Source organism: Pseudomonas japonica (genome assembly GCF_900188455.1).
Classification (GTDB): Bacteria; Pseudomonadota; Gammaproteobacteria; order Pseudomonadales; family Pseudomonadaceae; genus Aquipseudomonas; species Aquipseudomonas japonica.
Genome location: NZ_FZOL01000031.1, coordinates 1 through 17,291, shown reverse-complemented (window position 1 = coordinate 17,291; position 17,291 = coordinate 1). Strand labels below are relative to the sequence as shown.

Below are 17,291 nucleotides of genomic sequence, written 5' to 3'. Positions count from 1 at the left end.
ATGACCACGTTCTCCCGTGCCCTGCTCTGGCGTCCGGCCCAGGCCGCGCTGGTCCTGTGGGCGGCGTTCAGCCTGTCGTTCGCCATTCTCTACGCGCTGCCGGGTGACCCGGTGGCGATCCTCCTGGCCCAGAGCGGCGAACCTGGCGCGGCCGACCCGGCCAGGGTCGCCGAACTGCGCGCCCGCCATCACCTCGACGGCAGCCTCTGGCAGCAGTACGGCGGTGCCTTGTGGCGGGTGCTGCAGCTCGACCTCGGCACCTCGCTGCAGACCGGCAAGCCGGTGACCGAGGCCCTGGCCGCTGCCCTGCCGGCGACCCTGGCCCTGGCCCTGGCCGCCCTGCTGGTCGCCCTGCCGCTGGGCATCGCGGTGGCGCTGCTGGCTCATCACTGGCGCTCGCCACTGCTGCACAACGCCCCCGCCGTGGTGGTGTCGCTGCCGACCTTCTGGGTCGGGCTGCTCCTGCTGCAGCTGTTCAGCTTCCGCCTGCACTGGCTGCCGGCGATGGGCGAGCACGGCCTGGCCAGCCTGGTCCTGCCGGCGCTGACCCTGGCCCTGCCCTGCGCGGCGATGATCGCCCAGGTGCTCGGCCGCTCGATCGCCAGCGTCAGCCAGCAGCCATTCGTCCAGGCCCTGCGCAGCAAGGGTGTCGGGCCATGGCGCCTGCTGTGCCGGCATATCCTGCACAACGCGGTGATCCCGGTCCTGAGCCTGACCGGCAGCCTGCTCGGCAACCTGCTGGCCGGGGCGGTGGTCACCGAGACCGTGTTCTCCCGCGATGGTGTCGGCCGCCTGGCCCAGGCCGCCGTGGCCAGCCAGGACATCGCCGTGGTCCAGGGCGTGGTGCTGCTGGCGGCGGCGCTGTACGTGCTGAGCAACCTGCTGGTGGATCTGATCTATCCACGCCTCGATCCACGCCTGCGCCAGGGAGGTCAGTCATGACCCTGCAATCCATCTCCGCGGTGGCTCGTTCCCCGCGGTTCTGGCCCGGGTTTCCCGTGGCGCTGAGCCTGACGCTGTTTCTCGTCCTGCTGGGCTGGGCCTTGTGGCCCGGGCTGTTCACCCATGTCGATCCGCTGCTGGCCGACCCGACCCAGACCTTGCAGGCGCCATCGGCGCGGCACTGGTTCGGCACCGACCACCTCGGCCGCGACCTGTACAGCCGCTGCGTGCATGGTGCCGCGCTGTCGTTGCAGGCCACCGGGCTCGCCGTGCTCATCGCCCTGGTGGTGGGCAGCCTGCTCGGCGGCATCGCCGGCTGGTTCGGCGGCGTCGCCGACCGCGTGCTGGCGGTGCTGGTGGAAGTGCTGATGGCGATCCCCGCGCTGCTGCTGGCCATGGCCATCGTCACCGCCCTGGGCTTCGGCACCCTGGAGATTGCCCTGGCGGTGGGCCTGTCGTCGGTGGCGATATTTGCCCGCCTGGCCCGTGGCGAGGTGCTGCGCTGGCGCAGTCGGGTCTTCGTCGAAGCGGCGCGGGTGGTGGGGGTCGGCTCGTGGAGCAACCTCTGCCGGCATGTCCTGCCCCACGCCAGCGGACCGCTGCTGGCCCTGGCCGCGCTGGAATTCGCCAGCGCCGTGCTGGCGGTGTCGGCGCTGAGCTTTCTCGGCTTCGGCGCACCGCCGCCGCAACCGGAATGGGGCCTGCTGATCGCCGAAGGGCGCAATTACCTGGTGGTCGCCTGGTGGTACACCACCCTGCCGGGCCTGGTGGTGGCCGGCCTGATCCTCGCCACCCAGCAACTGGCCCGTGGCCTGCAACGTCTTCAGGGAGAACAGCCATGAACGAGCCATTGGTGCGTATCCGCCAGTTCGGCGTGCACTACCCGGGTGCAGCGCAGCCTGCCGTGCAGGCGCTGGACCTGGACATCGCCGCCGGCGAAATCGTCTGCCTGGTCGGCGAGTCCGGCTCGGGCAAGTCCACCACCGCCGCCGCCCTGGCCGGGTTGCTGCCGGCCAGCGCGCGCCAGCAAGGCCAGCTCTGGCACGACGGCCAGGCGCTGGAGCAACTCGACGAACGCCAGTGGCGTCAGCGCCGGGGTCGCCTGGTGGGCTTCGTGCCGCAGGATCCGGGCACTTCACTGGATCCGGTGAAGACCATCGGCGACCAGGTCATCGAAGCCATGCGCGTGCATGGCGTCGCCCTGGCCGACGCCCGCGCGCGGGCTCCGACGCTGCTGCGCGAGGTGGGGCTGAAGGCGCCGGAGCAGTTGCTCGGGCGCTATCCCCATCAATTGTCCGGGGGCATGTGCCAGCGTGTGCTGATCGCCATCGCCCTGGCCAACGACCCGCCGCTCCTGATCGCCGACGAACCCACCAGCGCCCTCGACGTCAGCGTGCAGCGGCAGATTCTCGATCGCCTGCAGCAACTGGTACGCGAGCGCGGCAGCAGCCTGCTGCTGGTCACCCATGACCTGGCGGTGGCCCTGGATCGCGCCGATCGCATCCTGGTCATGCGCCATGGCCGCCTGCTGGAAAGCGGCACACCGGCGCAGTTGTGGCATGCGCCGCGGCATCCCTATACCCGGCAACTGCTACAGGCCTCACCGCTGGCGCGCCTGCAGCAGCGCCGCGGCACACCGCCGCTGAACCGGGATGCGCCCCTGCTGCAGGTGACCAGCCTGAACCGGCGTTTCGCGCGCAAAGGGCCGGCAGCGGTCGAGGACGTCAGTTTCAGCCTGCAACGGGGCACGACCACCAGCCTGGTGGGCGAGTCCGGCTCGGGCAAATCGACCACGGCACGGATCATCCTCGCCCTGGAACAGGCCAGTGCCGGCAGCGTGCGTTTCGACGGCATGGAAGTCCTCGGCGCGGGGCGCCGCGCCTTGTACGGCTATCGGCGGCGGGTGCAACTGGTCTATCAGAACCCCTATGCCGCTCTTGATCCGCGACATGACGTGCTGACCATCGTCAGTGAGCCGCTGCGGGCCTTCGCCGTTGGCGAGCGGCGCGATGATCGCCGGCGGGTGCTGGCGTTGCTGGAGCGGGTCGGCTTGCCCGCCGATCTGCTGGAGCGGCGACCGGCACAGCTGTCTGGTGGCCAGCGCCAGCGCGTCGCCATTGCCCGGGCGCTGGCGCTGGAGCCGGAGTTGCTGGTGCTGGATGAGCCGCTGTCGGCGCTGGATGCGCCGGTGCAGGCGCAGGTGCTGGATCTGCTGCAGCAGTTGCAGAAGGACCTGGGGCTGACCTACCTGTTCATCTCCCATGACCTGGCCACGGTGCGCGGGATCAGTGACCAGGTGCTGGTGATGAGCCAGGGCCGGCTGGTGGAGGCCGGGCCGACCGAACAGGTGTTCGAGCGGCCGGCGAGCGAGTATACGCGGCGGTTGCTGGAGGATATGCCGGGGCGGGTGGTGGCGGAGGATGAGGGGGGGCGGGTGGTTAGTTTGTAGGTTTTGGTTTTTTGTTGGGGGGCTGGCGGGGTGGTGGGTCATGGCGGCCAGGTGCATGCCGGAAGATTCTTTGCGTCCTCCAGATCGAGCGCCGCCCGCGCGGCGCATCGCGGTGTGCACGGCGATGCTCTTCTAGCGCCCTCAAGATCGAGCGCCGTCCGCACGGCGCTTCGCGAGCAAGCTCGCTCCCACAGTCTATTGCAACGCGCCATGGCCTGTGGGATTGGGGTTGTTAGCCTTGGTGCCCGGCTGGAGTCAGGAGAGAGGCCATTGTGCTCAGCCTGGATATCGAGTCGAACCAACAAGGCGGTCAACCATGGCCTGACAGACATAGGTTCGTTGCAACAAACTGTGGGAGCGAGCTTGCTCGCGAAGCGCCGTGTGGACGGCGCTCGATCTTGAGGGCGCTAGAAGGATGTCGCCATGCACAGCGATGCGCCGCGCGGGCGGCGCTCGATCTCAAGGGCGCCAGAAGGGTGTCGTCATGCACCACACGGGCACCACAAACCTCAAGACAGGCCCCAAAAACATTCCAAAAACTGATAACCAACCACCAACGACATGCACAAAAACATAATTAGCTTAGACCCCAAAAATCTTTCACAGCCGCGATCCAGAGCCCTATCGTCAGCCCACCCGTCCCCGCCCGAACCGCTTTCGACCGCACAGGATTGCTCCGGATGTCCGCTTCCCGCCCCAACCCCTGGCTGGCCCTGACCGGGGTCGCCATCGCCAGTTTTCTCGGCTGCATCGACTTCACCATCGTCAACACCGCCCTGCCCGCCCTCAGTGGCGAACTGGGCATCGCCCTGGATCAGGCGCAGTGGCTGATCACGGTCTTCGTCATGGCCCTGTCCGCGTTCATGGTCAGCGCCGGGCGCCTGGCCGATCTGTTCGGCCGGCGGCGGGTGATGCTGATCGCCATGGCGCTGTTCGGCCTCGCCTCGCTGGCCGCCGGCCTGAGCCACAGCCTCGCGGCGCTGGTGTTCTGGCGGGTGATCCAGGGCCTGTCCTGCGCGGTGCTGTATACCGCCTCCACCGCCATCGTCGGCAACGCCTTCGACGAGGCCCGACGCGGCCGCGCCATCGGCCTGCTGTTCAGCGCCAACGGCCTGGGCCTGGCCATCGGTCCAGTGGCCGGCGGCCTGCTGGTGGCAAGCCTGGGCTGGCGCTGGGTGTTCCTGCTCAATGTGCCGCTGATCATCGTCGGCCTGCTGCTGTGCTGGCGACATGTGCGCGAATCCGCCGCCGAGGGCCCCGTGCAGCGCCTCGACCTGCCCGGCCTGGCCCTGCTCGGCCTGACCCTGCCGCTGTGGGTCCTGCTGCTGGTGCAAGGCGGCAGTTGGGGCTGGGGGTCGCCCCTGGCCCTTGGCGTGCTGGCACTGGCGCTGGTGCTTTCGGGCCTTCTGCTGTGGGTCGAGCGCCGGGTGACAGCGCCCTTGCTGCGTTTCGATTTTCTGGCCAGACCGGCCTTCACCGGTGCCTGCCTGGCGACAGGTGGGCTGGCCTTTTTCTACTGCCCGGCGTTTCTCCTGATGCCGCTGTATCTGCAGGAGGTGCGCGGGCTCGGCAGCGCCAGCGTCGGTCTGTTGCTACTGCCGACCACCGCGGTGCTGGCCCTGCTCTCGCCCTGGGCCGGACGCTGGGCGGACCGCCACGGCACCCGTCCGGTGCTGCTGGCAGGCTTTGCCCTGCTGACGGCCTCGGCCTTGTTGCAGGCCAATTTCCAGGGCTTCAGTTCATGGACGCTGGTGATCGCCGCCTTCGCCCTGATGGGCGCCGGCTGGGCCTGCATTCTCGGGCCGTCCACCGTGGCGGCGATCGGCGCGGTCTCGACCGCGGACGCCGGCGTGGCCATGGGCATGTCGTGGACCCTGCACAATCTCGCCGGGGCCCTGGGTCTGGCGCTGACGGCGGCGCTGTTCCAGCAGGTTGGCGGTGCGTTGTTGCCGGGGTATCACGGGACCATGGTGCTGCTGACGGGCGCCAGCGCGGTGGTGTTGCTGCTGTTGCTGCTGTTGCCCCGCGGTGCCCGGGTCGTCACCAGCGTGGCGTGAACGCGATCAGATCCACAGATCGTTCTGCGCGGTGCGCTCCCCGCCTTCGTGGCCGGTGTTGAGCACCCCGCGCGGCTCGATCAGCATCAGCCGCACCTCCTTCTCGGCATAGGGCTTGTGCTCCACACCCCGCGGCACTACGTACAGCTCGCCCGGGCCGAGCAGGACGCTGCCGTGGCGCATATCGATGCGCAGTTGCCCCTCCAGAACCAGAAAGGCTTCGTCGGTGTCCTGATGGTCATGCCAGATGAAGTCGCCTTCGATACGCACCACCTTGAACTGGTAGTCGTTCATCTCGGCGACCACCCGCGGGCTCCATTGCGCCTCGATCAGCGAGGCCTTGTGGCGCAGGTCGATGCTTGTCTGAGTGGTCATGCTTGGCTCCTCGTTCATTGGAGCGCCAAGGCTAGCGAAGGTCGGGTGAGGCCTTCTTGTACGATCCTGCAAGTTCCAGCCAGCGCGACGGCGGCACGCCGTAGCAGCGGGTGAAATGCCGGGTCATGTGGCTCTGGTCGTGAAAGCCGGCAATCAGCGCCGCGTCCACCAGGGAAAAGCCATCGAGGATCAGCCGGCGAAAGCGCTCCAGGCGGCGCAGGGTGACGAAGCGGTAGGGACTGGTGCCGTACAGCACGCGGAAATCCCGTGACAGGCTCCAGCGTTCGCGGCCGCTGGCGTGCTCCAGCATGTCGAGGGTGATGGTGGTATCGAGGTGTTCGAGGATGAAGGCCCGGGCCCGTTCGGTCGCCACCCAGTCCAAGCGCTTGCGCCCGCGCGGCTTGCCGGCCACCGCGCGCAGGGCCATGGCCAGCTCGTACAGCGCGTCCTGTTCCTCCAGCGGCTCCAGCGGATGGTCCAGGGCCTGCACGAACGCCTCGCTGGCGTGGTACAGGCGCGGGTCGGCGGACAACCCGCCGGCCACGAATGGCAGCGGTTCGCCGCCGAGCACCTGCTGGATCAGGGCCGGGTCGATATAGGCCATGCGGTAGCGGAACCCGGCATCGGTGCCGGCCATGCCGTCATGCACCTCGTCCGGGTGCAGCACCAGGGTGTTGCCCGGCACGCCATGGCGCTGGGCGCCCCTGTAGCGGAAGCTCTGCACACCGGACAGGGTACGGCCGATGGAATAGGTGTCGTGGCGATGCGGGTCGTAGCCATGGCCGCCGAACCAAGCCTCGATGCGCTCGATGCGCCCCGGCTCGGCGGTGCGCAGGAGCCAGTCGGAGGTGGATCTGGGTGGGTGTTGCGGCATGGCCGATCCGTCATGCGGAGAAACGAAGGCTCAGGATATAACCTCAAGGGCCTCATCGCTGGCAAGCCCGCGATGAGGCCCTTGAGGCCCAGCAGGAACCCCCTTACTGCTGCGCATCCGGACTCAGATCAGGATCGGCATCAGCGCCTTTCTGCCCGACCGCATCGACATTCCCCTGATTGCCCGGAGCCTGGGCCAATTGCAGCACCTCGCTGGTATAGGCCCACTCCCGCTCGACCGCCGCCGGGTCGTCGTTGAGGCGGGTGCCATAGCTTGGAATGATCTGCTTGACCTTCTCCTGCCAGGCCGAAGACGCCAGGCGGTCCTTGAACACCTTGCCCATCAGGTCGAGCATGATCGGCGGCGCGGTCGAAGCACCCGGCGAGGCGCCGAGCAGGCCGGCGATGCTGCCGTCCTTCGCTGTCACCACTTCGGTGCCGAGCTTGAGCACGCCACCCAGTTGCTCATCCTTCTTGATGATCTGCACCCGCTGACCAGCCTGCCACAGGCGCCAGTCTTCCTTCTTCGCGTGCGGGAAGTAGGTCTGCAGCGCGGCGAAGCGGTCATCGTCGCTCTGCATCAGCTGGCCGATCAGGTATTTCACCAGGTCGAACTCACGCACCCCGACCCGGGTCATCGGCCAGACGTTGTGCACCGACATGCTGGCGAACAGATCGAGCAGCGAGCCTTCCTTGAGGAACTTGGTGGAGAAGGTGGCGAACGGGCCGAACAGGATCACCCGCTTGCCGTCCAGCACCCGGGTGTCCAGGTGCGGCACCGACATCGGCGGCGCGCCGGTGGAGGCGATGCCGTAGGCCTTGGCCATGTGCTTGAGGGCGATGTCCTGGTTGTCGGTGACCAGGAACGAGCCGCCCACCGGGAAGCCCGCGTAGTCCTTGGCCTCGGCGATCCCGGACTTCTGCAGCAACGGCAGCGCCGCGCCGCCGGCGCCGATGAACAGGAACTTGGTATCGGTGGTGTTCTTGCTGCCGTCCTTGAGGTTCTTGTACTCGACACGCCAGGAGCCATCGGCGTTGCGGGTGATGTCCTCGACTTCGCTGTTGAGCTTGAGGCTGAAGTTCTGCTGCTGTTGCAGGTAACCCACGTACTGCCGGGTGATCTCGCCGAAGTTGACGTCGGTGCCGATCGGGGTCCAGGTCACCGCCAGTTTCTGCTGCGGATCGCGACCTTCCATCATCAGCGGCACCCACTTGCGGATCTGCTCATGATCCTCGGAGTACTGCATCGGCCGGAACAGCGGGCTGGCCTGCAGCGCCTCGTAGCGCTTCTTCAGGAAGCGGATATTGTCGTCGCCCCAGACGAAGCTCATGTGCGGCGTGGTGTTGATGAACGAACGCGGGTTCTTCAGCACCCCGCTCTTGACCTGCCAGGCGAGAAACTGCCGGGTGATCTGGAACGACTCGTTGATCTCCACCGCCTTGGTGATATCGATCTTGCCGTCCTTCTCCGGGGTGTAGTTCAGCTCGGCCAGGGCCGAGTGGCCGGTACCGGCGTTGTTCCAGCCGTTGGAGCTTTCCTCGGCGACCTTGTCCAGGCGCTCGACCATCTCCATCGACCAGCCGGGCTCCAGTTCGTTGAGCCAGATGGCCAGGGTCGAACTCATGATCCCGCCGCCCACCAGCAGCACATCGACCTTCTTCGGCTCGGCGGCCTGGGCAGTGGCGAAGCTGCAGGCCAGCGCGAGGCCGGTCAGCGCGTCTCTCCATTTGATCCCGATATTCATCTCTTCTCCCACGAGGCGAGCCCCGACGTGATTGGCGTGAGTTTCCTGGCCGATGGACCGACTGCCTGCCCCTGGTTGCACGCAAGGCCGCAGGCTCGATGACGGCCGCGCAGGTTCGAGACCCGCCATCGACGAACAGTTCCAAGGTTAGCTGAGACTTGCGCGCCTGCCGGCCGCCATCCCGGGCTAGAACAGGCCCATCTGCCGATCGACCAGGCCGCGGAAGTCATCCCCCACGAACGGCAGGATGGCGTCCGCCACCGGCTGCAACTGCTTGCTCAGGTAATGCTCGTAGTCGATCGGGCTGCGCCGGTTCTCCAGCGGCTCCGGCCCGCTGGTGGTGATCACGTAGCTGATCCAGCCGCCGCGCTGGTACTGCCGCGGCCGCCCCAGGCTGTCGTTGTACTCGTCCGCCAGGCGCGCGGCGCGGACATGCGGCGGGACGTTGCGCTGGTAGTCGCCCAGCGGCCGGCGCAGGCGCTTGCGGTACACCAGCAGTTCGTCCAGTTCGCCACCGAGGGTGCGCTGTACGTAGTCGCGGACGAACTCGCGGTACGGCTCGCGCAGGAAAATCCGCCGGTACAGCGCCTGCTGGAATTCCCGGGCCAGCGGCGACCAGTCGGTACGCACGCTTTCCAGGCCCTTGTAGACCATCTCCTCGCTGCCATCGGCGCGCCGGACCAGGCCGGCATAACGTTTCTTGCTGCCCTCCTCGGCGCCGCGAATGGTCGGCATCAGAAAGCGCAGGTAGTGGGTTTCGTACTGCAGCTCCAGGGCGCTGTCCAGGCCGTGGGTGTCGCGCAGGTGCTCGCGCCACCACTGGTTGACCCCGGCCACCAGCTCGCGACCGATGCGGTCGGCCTCCTCCGGCCGGTGCGCCTGCTTGAGCCAGACGAAGGTGGAGTCGGTGTCGCCATAGATCACCGTGTAGCCACGTTCTTCGATCAACTGCCGGGTCCGCTGCATGATCTGGTGCCCGCGCAGGGTGATGGACGAGGCCAGGCGCGGGTCGAAGAAGCGGCAGCCACTGGAGCCGAGCACACCGTAGAAGGCGTTCATGATGATTTTCAGGGCCTGCGACAGCGGCGCGTTGCCCTCGCGCTTGGCCGCCTCGCGGTTCTGCCAGACCCGTTCGACGATGGCCGGCAGGCAGTGCCGGGTGCGCGAAAAGCGCGCCTGGCGAAAGCCCGCCACCGAATGCGCGTCGTCCGGCTCGCGCAAGCCCTCGACCAGGCCCACCGGGTCGATCAGGAACGAGCGGATGATCGACGGGTACAGGCTCTTGTAGTCCAGGACCAGCACCGACTCGTACAGCCCCGGCCGCGAATCCATGACGAAGCCGCCGGGACTGGCCTCGCCCTCGCGCCCGCCGAGGTTCGGCGCGACGAAGCCGAGGCGGTGCATCGCCGGGATATAAAGATGACAGAACGCCGCCACCGAACCGCCGCTGCGGTCGGCCGGCAGGCCGGTGACCGTGGCCCGCTCCAGGAGAAAGTCCATCAGCCGGGTCTGCGCGAAGATCCGCGTGACCAGCTCGCAGTCCTTGAGGTTGTAGCGCGCCAGCGCCGGGCGGTCCTCGGCGAACATGCGGTTGATCTCGTCCATGCGCTGGTACGGCGTGTCGATCGCCTTGCCCTCGCCGAGCAGGGTCTGCGCCACATATTCCAGGCTGAACGAGGGGAAACTCCAGGTGGCCGAGCGCAGCGCCTCGATGCCATCGATGATCAGGCGCCCGGCGGCGCCGGCGAAGAAGTGCGTGCGGCTGCCGTGCTCGCGCCACTCCATGGGTTGCGCGTCACGCCCCAACAGCAGCGGCACCTTCAGGCGCTGGCTGTGTTCATGCAGCACGCGCAGGTCGAACTGCACCAGGTTCCAGCCGATGATCGCGTCCGGGTCGTGTGCCGCCAGCCAGGCGTTGAGGCTCTGCAGCAGTTCGCCGCGACTGGCGCACCAGGCCAGGTCGAAGTCGACCCCGCTGGCGTCGCCATTGGCCGGGCCGAGCATGAACACCTGGCGCTGGCCGCAGCCTTCCAGGGCGATGGAATAGAGCTCGCCGTGCTCGCTGGTCTCGATGTCCAGTGACACCAGTTTCAGCCGCGGGCGGTAGTCGCCGGCCGCTTTCAGCTGTGCCTCGGTACACACGCCGCGCTCGTCCGTGCGCCCGCTGAAGGCCACCGGCGCGGTGATGAAGCGCTCCATCAGGTAGCGCTCCGGTGGGCGGATATCGGCTTCCAGCACCTCGATACCGGCGGCGCGCAGGCGCTTGTCCAGCTGGATCAACTGACGCTGCTGCCGGCAGTACAGGCCGAGCACCGGCGCCTGGGTGAAATCGCGCAGGGCCAGCGGGCGCAGCTCCACGTCGCGCTCGCCGCGCAGCAGGTCGCGGGCGCGGGCCTCGTACTGCGCGGGAACGAAGGCCACCGAGGTCTGCGGCGGCAGGCGCACCCGGCGCGGGCCGCTGTCGGTCGCCAGCCAGAACTCCACCTCGGTGCCCTGTGGCGTGTCCCGCCAGTGGCGGGTCAGGACGAAGCCCTGTTGTGGCTGCACCGCGGTTTCCTCGTCGTGGCCGGCAAAAGCGGCGGATTCTACCCGAGCGTCCGCCCCGGCGCGCACCTTATCGGCAGGACGGCGCGACGGGTTTCGGCGCGCCGGGCATATCGCTAGAATGCGCGGTCTATGGATTCCTCGCTATGGACAGTGCCAAACCTCATGAATTGCGCTCCAGCCCTGACTTCCCCGCCTTCGCTCGGGTACAAGGATCACCAACGTGCGTTCTGACCGTTCCCTTTTCTGCCTGCTGTGGTTGCTGCCGTTGACGGCGCTGGCCGTTGAGCCGGTCATCGATCCCCACGCCGACCTGCTCTACCGCCAGGCCCTGCCCCTGCTGGAGAAGGCCGAGGCGCAAAGCAACGCCCTGCCGCTGGACGCGTCACCCAACGACCAGGAACTGATCCGCAAGGTCCAGGCCCTCGACCAGACCCTGCAACCGGCGGTGGCCCTGCTCCAGCGCGCCTCGCTGCTGCGCCATCCAGTGGCCGAATACCGCCTGGCCCTGCACTACATCACCCACCTGCCCGCCAGCCAGATCGCCGCCGAAGCCTGCCCGCTGCTGCGCTCCAGCATTGCCCAGGGCTTCGCCCCGGCGGCGCTGGAGGTGGTCAACTGGTGTCCGGACCTGCGCAGCACCGCCGAATACCGCCAGGCCCTGGAGCAGGTGCCGGCGCGCAACGCGCTGTACGCCGGCTACTACCCGCAGCCGGCGGTGCGCCTGCTGTGCCTGCGCGAACGGCCGCAGGGCCTGGCCATGCAGTGGGGTCGCCAGCGCGACTACCAGGCCGAGGTCTACCGTCTGCTCGCCGGGCTCGACCCGGTGCAGCACACCAGCTACGTGCAGAAGGCGGTCGAGATCAACGGTTGCCAGGCGGCGCAGCGGCAAGTGGCAAGCAACCACCCATAGCGCAAGATTGTTCAAGGCGGTTGCGCGGCGCTCTGGCATGCTGTGTGACCGTCAACCATCACGCTGTCGCCCATGTCCGCATCGCTCGCCCGTACCGCCTATATCCAGGGCGCCATCGCCTGCATCCCGCTGTCCCTGGCCGTCGCGCCCTGGGGCCTGCTGGCCGGCTCCATGGCCATCGAAGCCAACCTCACCCCGCTCGAAGGCCAGGGCCTGTCGGCGATCGTCTTCGCCGGCGCCGCGCAACTGGTGGCCATCGGCATGCTCAAGGGTGGCGCCAACCTGTTCTCGATCCTCCTCACCACCCTGCTGCTGACCTCCCAGCACCTGCTCTACGGCCTGTCGATGCGCCCGGTGCTGTCCGAGCTGCCGACCCGCTGGCGCCTGACCCTGGGCTTTCTGATGACCGACGAATTCTTCGCCCTGGTCAGCCAGTACGACCGCGAGCAGTTCAACCGCTGGTACGCCTTCGGTGTCGGTTTCACCTTCTACCTGGCGTGGAACCTGTTCACCCTGGCCGGCATCGTCCTCGGCCAGAACATCCCGCACCTGGACAGGCTGGGCCTGGACTTCTCCATCGCCGCCACCTTCGTCGCCCTGATCGCGCCCACCGTGCGCAACCTGGCGACCGTGGTCTGCGTGGCCGTGGCGCTGTTCTGCTCGGTGCTGTTCAGCTACTGGCACTGGGAAACCGCACTGGTCGCCGCCGGCCTGCTGGGCATGGGCGCCGGCTTCATCTGTCAGAAATTCGCCGGAGCACGCTGATGGTCTTCGTCCTGATCTTCGCCATGGGCCTGCTGGTCTTCCTCAACCGCTACGCCTTCCTCGAACCGCGCCTGCCGCTGCGCCTGAGCTCCAATGCCCGGCAATTCCTCGGCTTCGCCGTGCCAGGCATGCTCACGGCGATCTGCGGGCCGATCGTGTTCCTCCCCGAGCATCAACTGAACCTGAGCCCGGCCAATCCCTATCTGCTGGGTTCGCTGCTGGCCGTGGGGCTGGTACTCTGGACCCGCAACACCCTGCTCAGCATGCTCCTGAGCATGGCTTTCTTCTTCGTCTATCGCTGGTGGCTGAACGGTTCGCCATGACACACGCTCCGCGGGAACAGACCCATTTCTGGCAGGCGCCGGCGCTGGACAACCTCGAACTGCTCCAGGCCCGCTATTTCCAGCAGCGCTTCGCCCCCCATGTGCACGAAGGCTATTCCATCGTCGCCATCGAGACCGGCGCGCAGTGCTTCTGGCACCGCGGTGCCGATCACCTGGCGCCGGTGGGCAGCGTGGTGCTGATCAATCCGGAAGAGCTGCACACCGGCTCGCGCGCCCACGAAAGCGGCTGGAGCTACCGTGGCTGCTACCCGGACGTGGCGCACATGACCACGGTGCTCGACGAACTGGAACTCAACCGCGGCGGCACCCCGGGCTTCGCCAGCAGCGTGCTGCAGGACCCCGTGGTGTTCCGCGCCCTGCTCGCCCTGCACCACAGTGCCCAGCACGGCGCCAGCGCCCTGGAGCAACAGTCGGCCTGGCGCGAGGCGGCCCTGCTGCTGATGCAGCGCCACGCCCGGGTACGCGATGCCCGCGAGCCGGGCAACGAGCCGCTGGCGGTAGCCCGCGCCCGCGAACTGCTGGACGCGCGCCTGGACTGCCCGCCCTCCCTGGAAGAACTGGCGGCGGCGGTGCACCTGTCGCCGTTCTACTTCGCCCGGGTGTTCCGCCAGGCCACCGGCCTGCCCCCCCACGCCTGGCTCAAGCAGCGGCGCCTGGCCCGGGCGCGGACCCTGCTGCGCCACGGCTACCTGCCGTTCAACGTCGCGGTGGACCTGGGTTTCGCCGACCAGAGCCATCTCAACCGCCAGTTCAAACAGGCCTTTGGCGTCACCCCCGGGGAATACCGGCGCGCCTGCGCCGAGCCGGCGCCGACAATCTCCGTTCGATAATCGAACACAACCCCGCTTCACCCCCTCAAGCGCACGCAGCAAGCCTCCGATAGCAGTCGCAACCCGCCCGAATCGACAAGTGGCGGGACTGACCCACGAGGAGCTTTGCGCGCATGCTTGCCGATCTGAAAATCCGCACCGGAATGTTCTGGGTGCTTTCGCTGTTCAGCCTGACCCTGCTGTTTTCCACCGTCAGCGCCTGGCGCGGTGCCGTCGGCAGCGACGCGCAGATCCGCGAACTGGACGCCACCGCGCACCAGTCCGACCGGCTGAACAACGCCCTGCTGATGGCGATCCGCGCCAGCGCCAACGTGTCCTCCGGCTTCATCGAGCAGCAAGGCGGCCATCTGGACAGCGCCAAGGGCCGGCTGACGCGCTCGCAAGAGCTGATCGGCGCCAGTGCGCTGCTGGTCGGCGAATTCGTCGCGGCGCTCGACGATCCGGCGCTCAAGGCCACCGCCAATGAACTGCAGCAGACCTTCCAGGCCTATTCCACGGCCATTGCCGGGCAGCGCCAGGCCACCCAGGACAACTCGCTGGACCGCTATTTCGCGGTCAACGTCGATGCCGGCAACGCCATGGCGCGCCTGCAGGCCCTGCGCCAGGAACTGGTCCAGGCCCTGAGCGAGCGCAGCCAGCAGATCATGGCCGAATCGCAGCGCCGCCTGCAGGCCGCGCAGTGGCTCAGCCTCGGCCTGCTCGCCACCACCCTGGCGCTGGCGGCACTGTGCTGGGGCTTCATCCAGCAGCGCGTGCTGCGGCCGCTGCAGGACGTCAGTCGGCATTTCCAGCGCATCGCCGGCGGCGACTTGAGCGGGCCGGTCGAGGTACCCGGCAACAACGAGATCGGCCAGTTGCTCGGCGAATTGCGGCGCACCCAGCACAGCCAGCGTGACACCCTCGGCCAGATCAATGCCTGCGCCGGACAACTGGCCGAGGCCGCCAGCGCGCTGAACGCGGTCACCGAACAGAGCGCCGACAGCCTGCGCCGCCAGGACGAGGAGCTGGAACAGGCCGCCACCGCCGTCACCGAAATGACCACCGCGGTGGAGGAAGTGGCGCGCAACGCGGTCTCCACCTCCCAGGCCGCCAACGACTCCAACCGCCTCGCCGAGCAGAGCCGCCGCCAGGTCAGCGAGACCCTCGACGGCACCCAGGCCATGGCCGGCGAAGTGCAGGCCGGCAGCACGCGCCTGCAGCAACTGGCCGGGGAAATCCGCGATATCGGCAAGGTCCTCGAAGTGATCCGCGCGGTGTCCGAGCAGACCAACCTGCTGGCCCTCAACGCCGCCATCGAAGCGGCCCGCGCCGGCGAGGCCGGGCGTGGCTTCGCCGTGGTCGCCGACGAAGTGCGCACCCTGGCCTACCGCACCCAGCAGTCGACCCAGGAAATCGAACAGATGATCGGCAGCGTGCAGCACGGGACCGAAGTGGCGGTCAGTTCGATGCACGCCAGCGCCGAGCGGGCGCGCGCGGCGCTGGACACCACCCAGGCCTCGGAGCAGTTGCTGCAGGGCATCTACGCCGCCATCGGGCAGATCAACGAACGCAACCTGGTGATCGCCAGCGCCGCCGAGGAACAGGCCCAGGTGGCGCGGGAGGTGGATCGCAATCTGTTGAACATCCGCGAATTGTCGGCGGATTCGGCGCGCGGTGCGGAGCAGACCCGGGCGCAGAGCCGGACCCTGTCGGGCCTGGCCACGGAGCTGGCGGCGCTGGTCGGGCGGTTCCGTCTCTGACGGTTGAAGCCGAGCGCCGTACACGCGGCGCATCGGCCTCGCCGGGCGCTCACGGCGAAAGACTGAGCTCCATGGAGCGTGCGCCATCCACCTCGGTCTTGGCCATGTAGTAGATCTCGACCGAGACATTGCCATGCAGTGCCTGCAGGGCCAGCGCATCGTTGGGATTGCCCGCGGCGAACGCGGCGGCCGCCGCCGGCGTCAGGGCGCGCAGGCCGAGCCCCGGGGCGGCCGGCCGTTCCAGCGACTCGCCCCAGCCGCAGACACGCAGGTAGCGCTCCCTGGCCGGTTGCCCGACAACGTTGCTGATCATCAGGTAGAAGTGCGGCGGGAGTTGCGAACGGTCGCCGATGTTGGCGCCGTTCAAAGCGTTGCGCAACGCGGTGCGCGGCGTGATGCCCCAGCCGATGTTGGCGTGCTGGGTCACGCCCTTGATCGCGGCCAGGGGCGGGCTTTGCGCCGCGAACAGATCCACCAGGGCAATGTTGCGGAGGATGAAGTGACCTGCCATCTACTGCTCCTTGTTGTTAGCCGACTGAGGGCGGCTAAAAGTACCCCATGCACGGCGCGGGGAACAATTGGCCCGGCGGGCTATTTTTCCACCCCCGCGACTTGTCACATGCGGGCAAACATCCCAAGCTGGCGGCTTTCGATCCCGAGCCAAACCCGCGATGCCCGTCCTCACCCTGCCGCACACCGCCCCCGCCGAACCGCTGCACAGCCAGTTGATGCAACTGGTGGTCGACAGCTTCGGCGACCTCAGCGCCACCGCCCTGCCGCCGAGCAATCCGCTGTACAACCTCTACCAGTACGCCCTCGGCTTCGAAGTGCACCTGTACCTCCAGGCCCTGGGCAGCGACCGCCTGCCGGTGGCGCTGGTGCTGGCCTGCGAGGACGACGACCCGCAGCGCCTGGCCGGGTTTGCCCTGTACCTGCCGATCGAGGGTGAAGCGCAGTCCTGCGGCATCGCCTACCTGGCCGTGCGCGAGGACCTGCGCCGCCGCGGCATCGCCCGGGCGCTGCTGGATGCGGTGCGCCAGCGTCACCCGCGCATCGAGCTGGCCTGCGGCAAGTCGCGCGTGGCCTGTTTCGAAGCCCTCGGCCTGCGGGTCGTCGGCGCGCGCGGCACGCAGGTGCTGATGGCCAGTGATGCGCCGGCCGGCAATGGTGAGCTGGCGGTGCTGGATGTGGCGCCGATCTTCCGTACCGTGGAGATCCAGCAGATCCACAGCTACCTGCTCAAGCAGCACGGGCGCAAGGCGATGATCGAGGCGGAACGCAAGCGCGATCGGCACCTGGATGAACTGACCCGGCATGCGGCGGCCTTTGCCCAGGAGCGGGTTGGCGCCTGGCAGGTGCGGGGGGTGCGGGTGGTTTGAGGCGGGTTTGCTGTTGCTGTGGTGCCTGTCTTGAGGCTTGTAGCGCGCTGAAGATCGAGCGCCGCCCGCGCGGCGCATCGCGAGCGCGCTCGCTCCTACATTTGTTGCAACGTACCATGGCCTGTGAGAGCGGCGTCGCCAGCCTTTGGTGCCTGGCGATTTATCGCGGGGAAGCTGTTGGGCTAGACGCGGTACCGTGTCGTACCAACAAGGCGGTCAACCATGGCCTGTCAGACATAGGTGTGCTGGTCTAATGGCTCCGGACACCTCAATTAGGGAGAATCCCCCTACTGAGGAGTACCCCCGATGACCAAGAAGTACAGAAGATTCACCACC

Annotated in this window: 15 protein-coding genes; 10 read left to right on the top strand and 5 right to left on the bottom strand. The window is 68.0% G+C overall.

All coding sequences use genetic code 11. The features are described 5' to 3' along the window. The 4 genes from CHB99_RS26720 (at window position 1) to CHB99_RS26705 (ending at window position 5,448) form a co-directional block, all read left to right on the top strand. Complete coding sequence (locus tag CHB99_RS26720) at window positions 1–942, top strand: ABC transporter permease (RefSeq protein WP_042130520.1); 942 nt, start codon at window positions 1–3, stop codon at window positions 940–942. After that, on the top strand, window positions 939–1,784 hold the full coding sequence (locus tag CHB99_RS26715; RefSeq protein ID WP_042130522.1) for an ABC transporter permease: 846 nt from the start codon (window positions 939–941) through the stop codon (window positions 1,782–1,784). The genes CHB99_RS26720 and CHB99_RS26715 overlap by 4 nt, the downstream gene beginning before the upstream one ends. Beyond that, window positions 1,781–3,391: a dipeptide ABC transporter ATP-binding protein gene (locus CHB99_RS26710; RefSeq protein ID WP_042130524.1), complete on the top strand. Its 1,611-nt coding sequence runs from the start codon at window positions 1,781–1,783 to the stop codon at window positions 3,389–3,391. The genes CHB99_RS26715 and CHB99_RS26710 overlap by 4 nt, the downstream gene beginning before the upstream one ends. A 680-nt stretch (window positions 3,392–4,071) precedes the next feature. Further along, window positions 4,072–5,448, top strand: coding sequence for an MFS transporter (locus tag CHB99_RS26705; protein WP_042130244.1), 1,377 nt, complete (start codon window positions 4,072–4,074; stop codon window positions 5,446–5,448). Between the two features lie 6 nt (window positions 5,449–5,454). On the opposite strand, the gene CHB99_RS26700 is transcribed toward CHB99_RS26705, so the two are convergent. From CHB99_RS26700 to CHB99_RS26685, 4 genes are all read right to left on the bottom strand, one after another. Then, on the bottom strand, window positions 5,455–5,823 hold the full coding sequence (locus CHB99_RS26700; protein ID WP_377698540.1) for a cupin domain-containing protein: 369 nt from the start codon (window positions 5,821–5,823) through the stop codon (window positions 5,455–5,457). Between the two features lie 31 nt (window positions 5,824–5,854). Continuing rightward, a complete protein-coding gene (locus CHB99_RS26695) occupies window positions 5,855–6,697 on the bottom strand; it encodes an AraC family transcriptional regulator (RefSeq protein WP_042130247.1) in 843 nt (280 codons plus the stop codon). Window positions 6,698–6,800: 103 nt separating this feature from the next. Next, a complete protein-coding gene (gene mqo / locus CHB99_RS26690; protein WP_042130249.1) occupies window positions 6,801–8,441 on the bottom strand; it encodes a malate dehydrogenase (quinone) in 1,641 nt (546 codons plus the stop codon). A gap of 186 nt (window positions 8,442–8,627) precedes the next feature. Then, window positions 8,628–10,988: a DNA polymerase II gene (locus CHB99_RS26685; protein WP_042130251.1), complete on the bottom strand. Its 2,361-nt coding sequence runs from the start codon at window positions 10,986–10,988 to the stop codon at window positions 8,628–8,630. Window positions 10,989–11,208: 220 nt separating this feature from the next. Between CHB99_RS26685 and CHB99_RS26680 the strand changes: the two genes are divergently transcribed. The 5 genes from CHB99_RS26680 (at window position 11,209) to CHB99_RS26660 (ending at window position 15,576) form a co-directional block, all read left to right on the top strand. Continuing rightward, on the top strand, window positions 11,209–11,898 hold the full coding sequence (locus CHB99_RS26680; protein WP_089266686.1) for a hypothetical protein: 690 nt from the start codon (window positions 11,209–11,211) through the stop codon (window positions 11,896–11,898). 72 nt (window positions 11,899–11,970) lie between these two features. Further along, window positions 11,971–12,663, top strand: a complete 693-nt coding sequence (locus CHB99_RS26675) for an AzlC family ABC transporter permease (RefSeq protein ID WP_042130254.1) — start codon at window positions 11,971–11,973, stop codon at window positions 12,661–12,663. Next, on the top strand, window positions 12,660–12,986 hold the full coding sequence (locus CHB99_RS26670) for an AzlD domain-containing protein (protein WP_042130264.1): 327 nt from the start codon (window positions 12,660–12,662) through the stop codon (window positions 12,984–12,986). Before CHB99_RS26675 ends, CHB99_RS26670 begins: the two co-directional genes overlap by 4 nt. Further along, the gene (locus CHB99_RS26665; RefSeq protein WP_042130256.1) at window positions 12,983–13,837 is read left to right on the top strand and encodes a helix-turn-helix transcriptional regulator; all 855 of its coding nucleotides are present in this window, start codon (window positions 12,983–12,985) and stop codon (window positions 13,835–13,837) included. Before CHB99_RS26670 ends, CHB99_RS26665 begins: the two co-directional genes overlap by 4 nt. 113 nt (window positions 13,838–13,950) lie before the next feature. Continuing rightward, window positions 13,951–15,576 carry a methyl-accepting chemotaxis protein gene (locus CHB99_RS26660; RefSeq protein WP_042130257.1) on the top strand — a complete coding sequence of 542 codons (1,626 nt, stop codon included), beginning with the start codon at window positions 13,951–13,953 and terminating at the stop codon, window positions 15,574–15,576. Between the two features lie 49 nt (window positions 15,577–15,625). Here the strand turns inward: CHB99_RS26660 and CHB99_RS26655 are convergent, their stop codons facing one another. Continuing rightward, on the bottom strand, window positions 15,626–16,087 hold the full coding sequence (locus tag CHB99_RS26655; RefSeq protein ID WP_042130259.1) for a hypothetical protein: 462 nt from the start codon (window positions 16,085–16,087) through the stop codon (window positions 15,626–15,628). 160 nt (window positions 16,088–16,247) lie between these two features. Between CHB99_RS26655 and CHB99_RS26650 the strand changes: the two genes are divergently transcribed. Then, the gene (locus CHB99_RS26650) at window positions 16,248–16,955 is read left to right on the top strand and encodes a GNAT family N-acetyltransferase (RefSeq protein WP_042130262.1); all 708 of its coding nucleotides are present in this window, start codon (window positions 16,248–16,250) and stop codon (window positions 16,953–16,955) included. The last annotated feature ends 336 nt before the right edge of the window (window positions 16,956–17,291 follow it).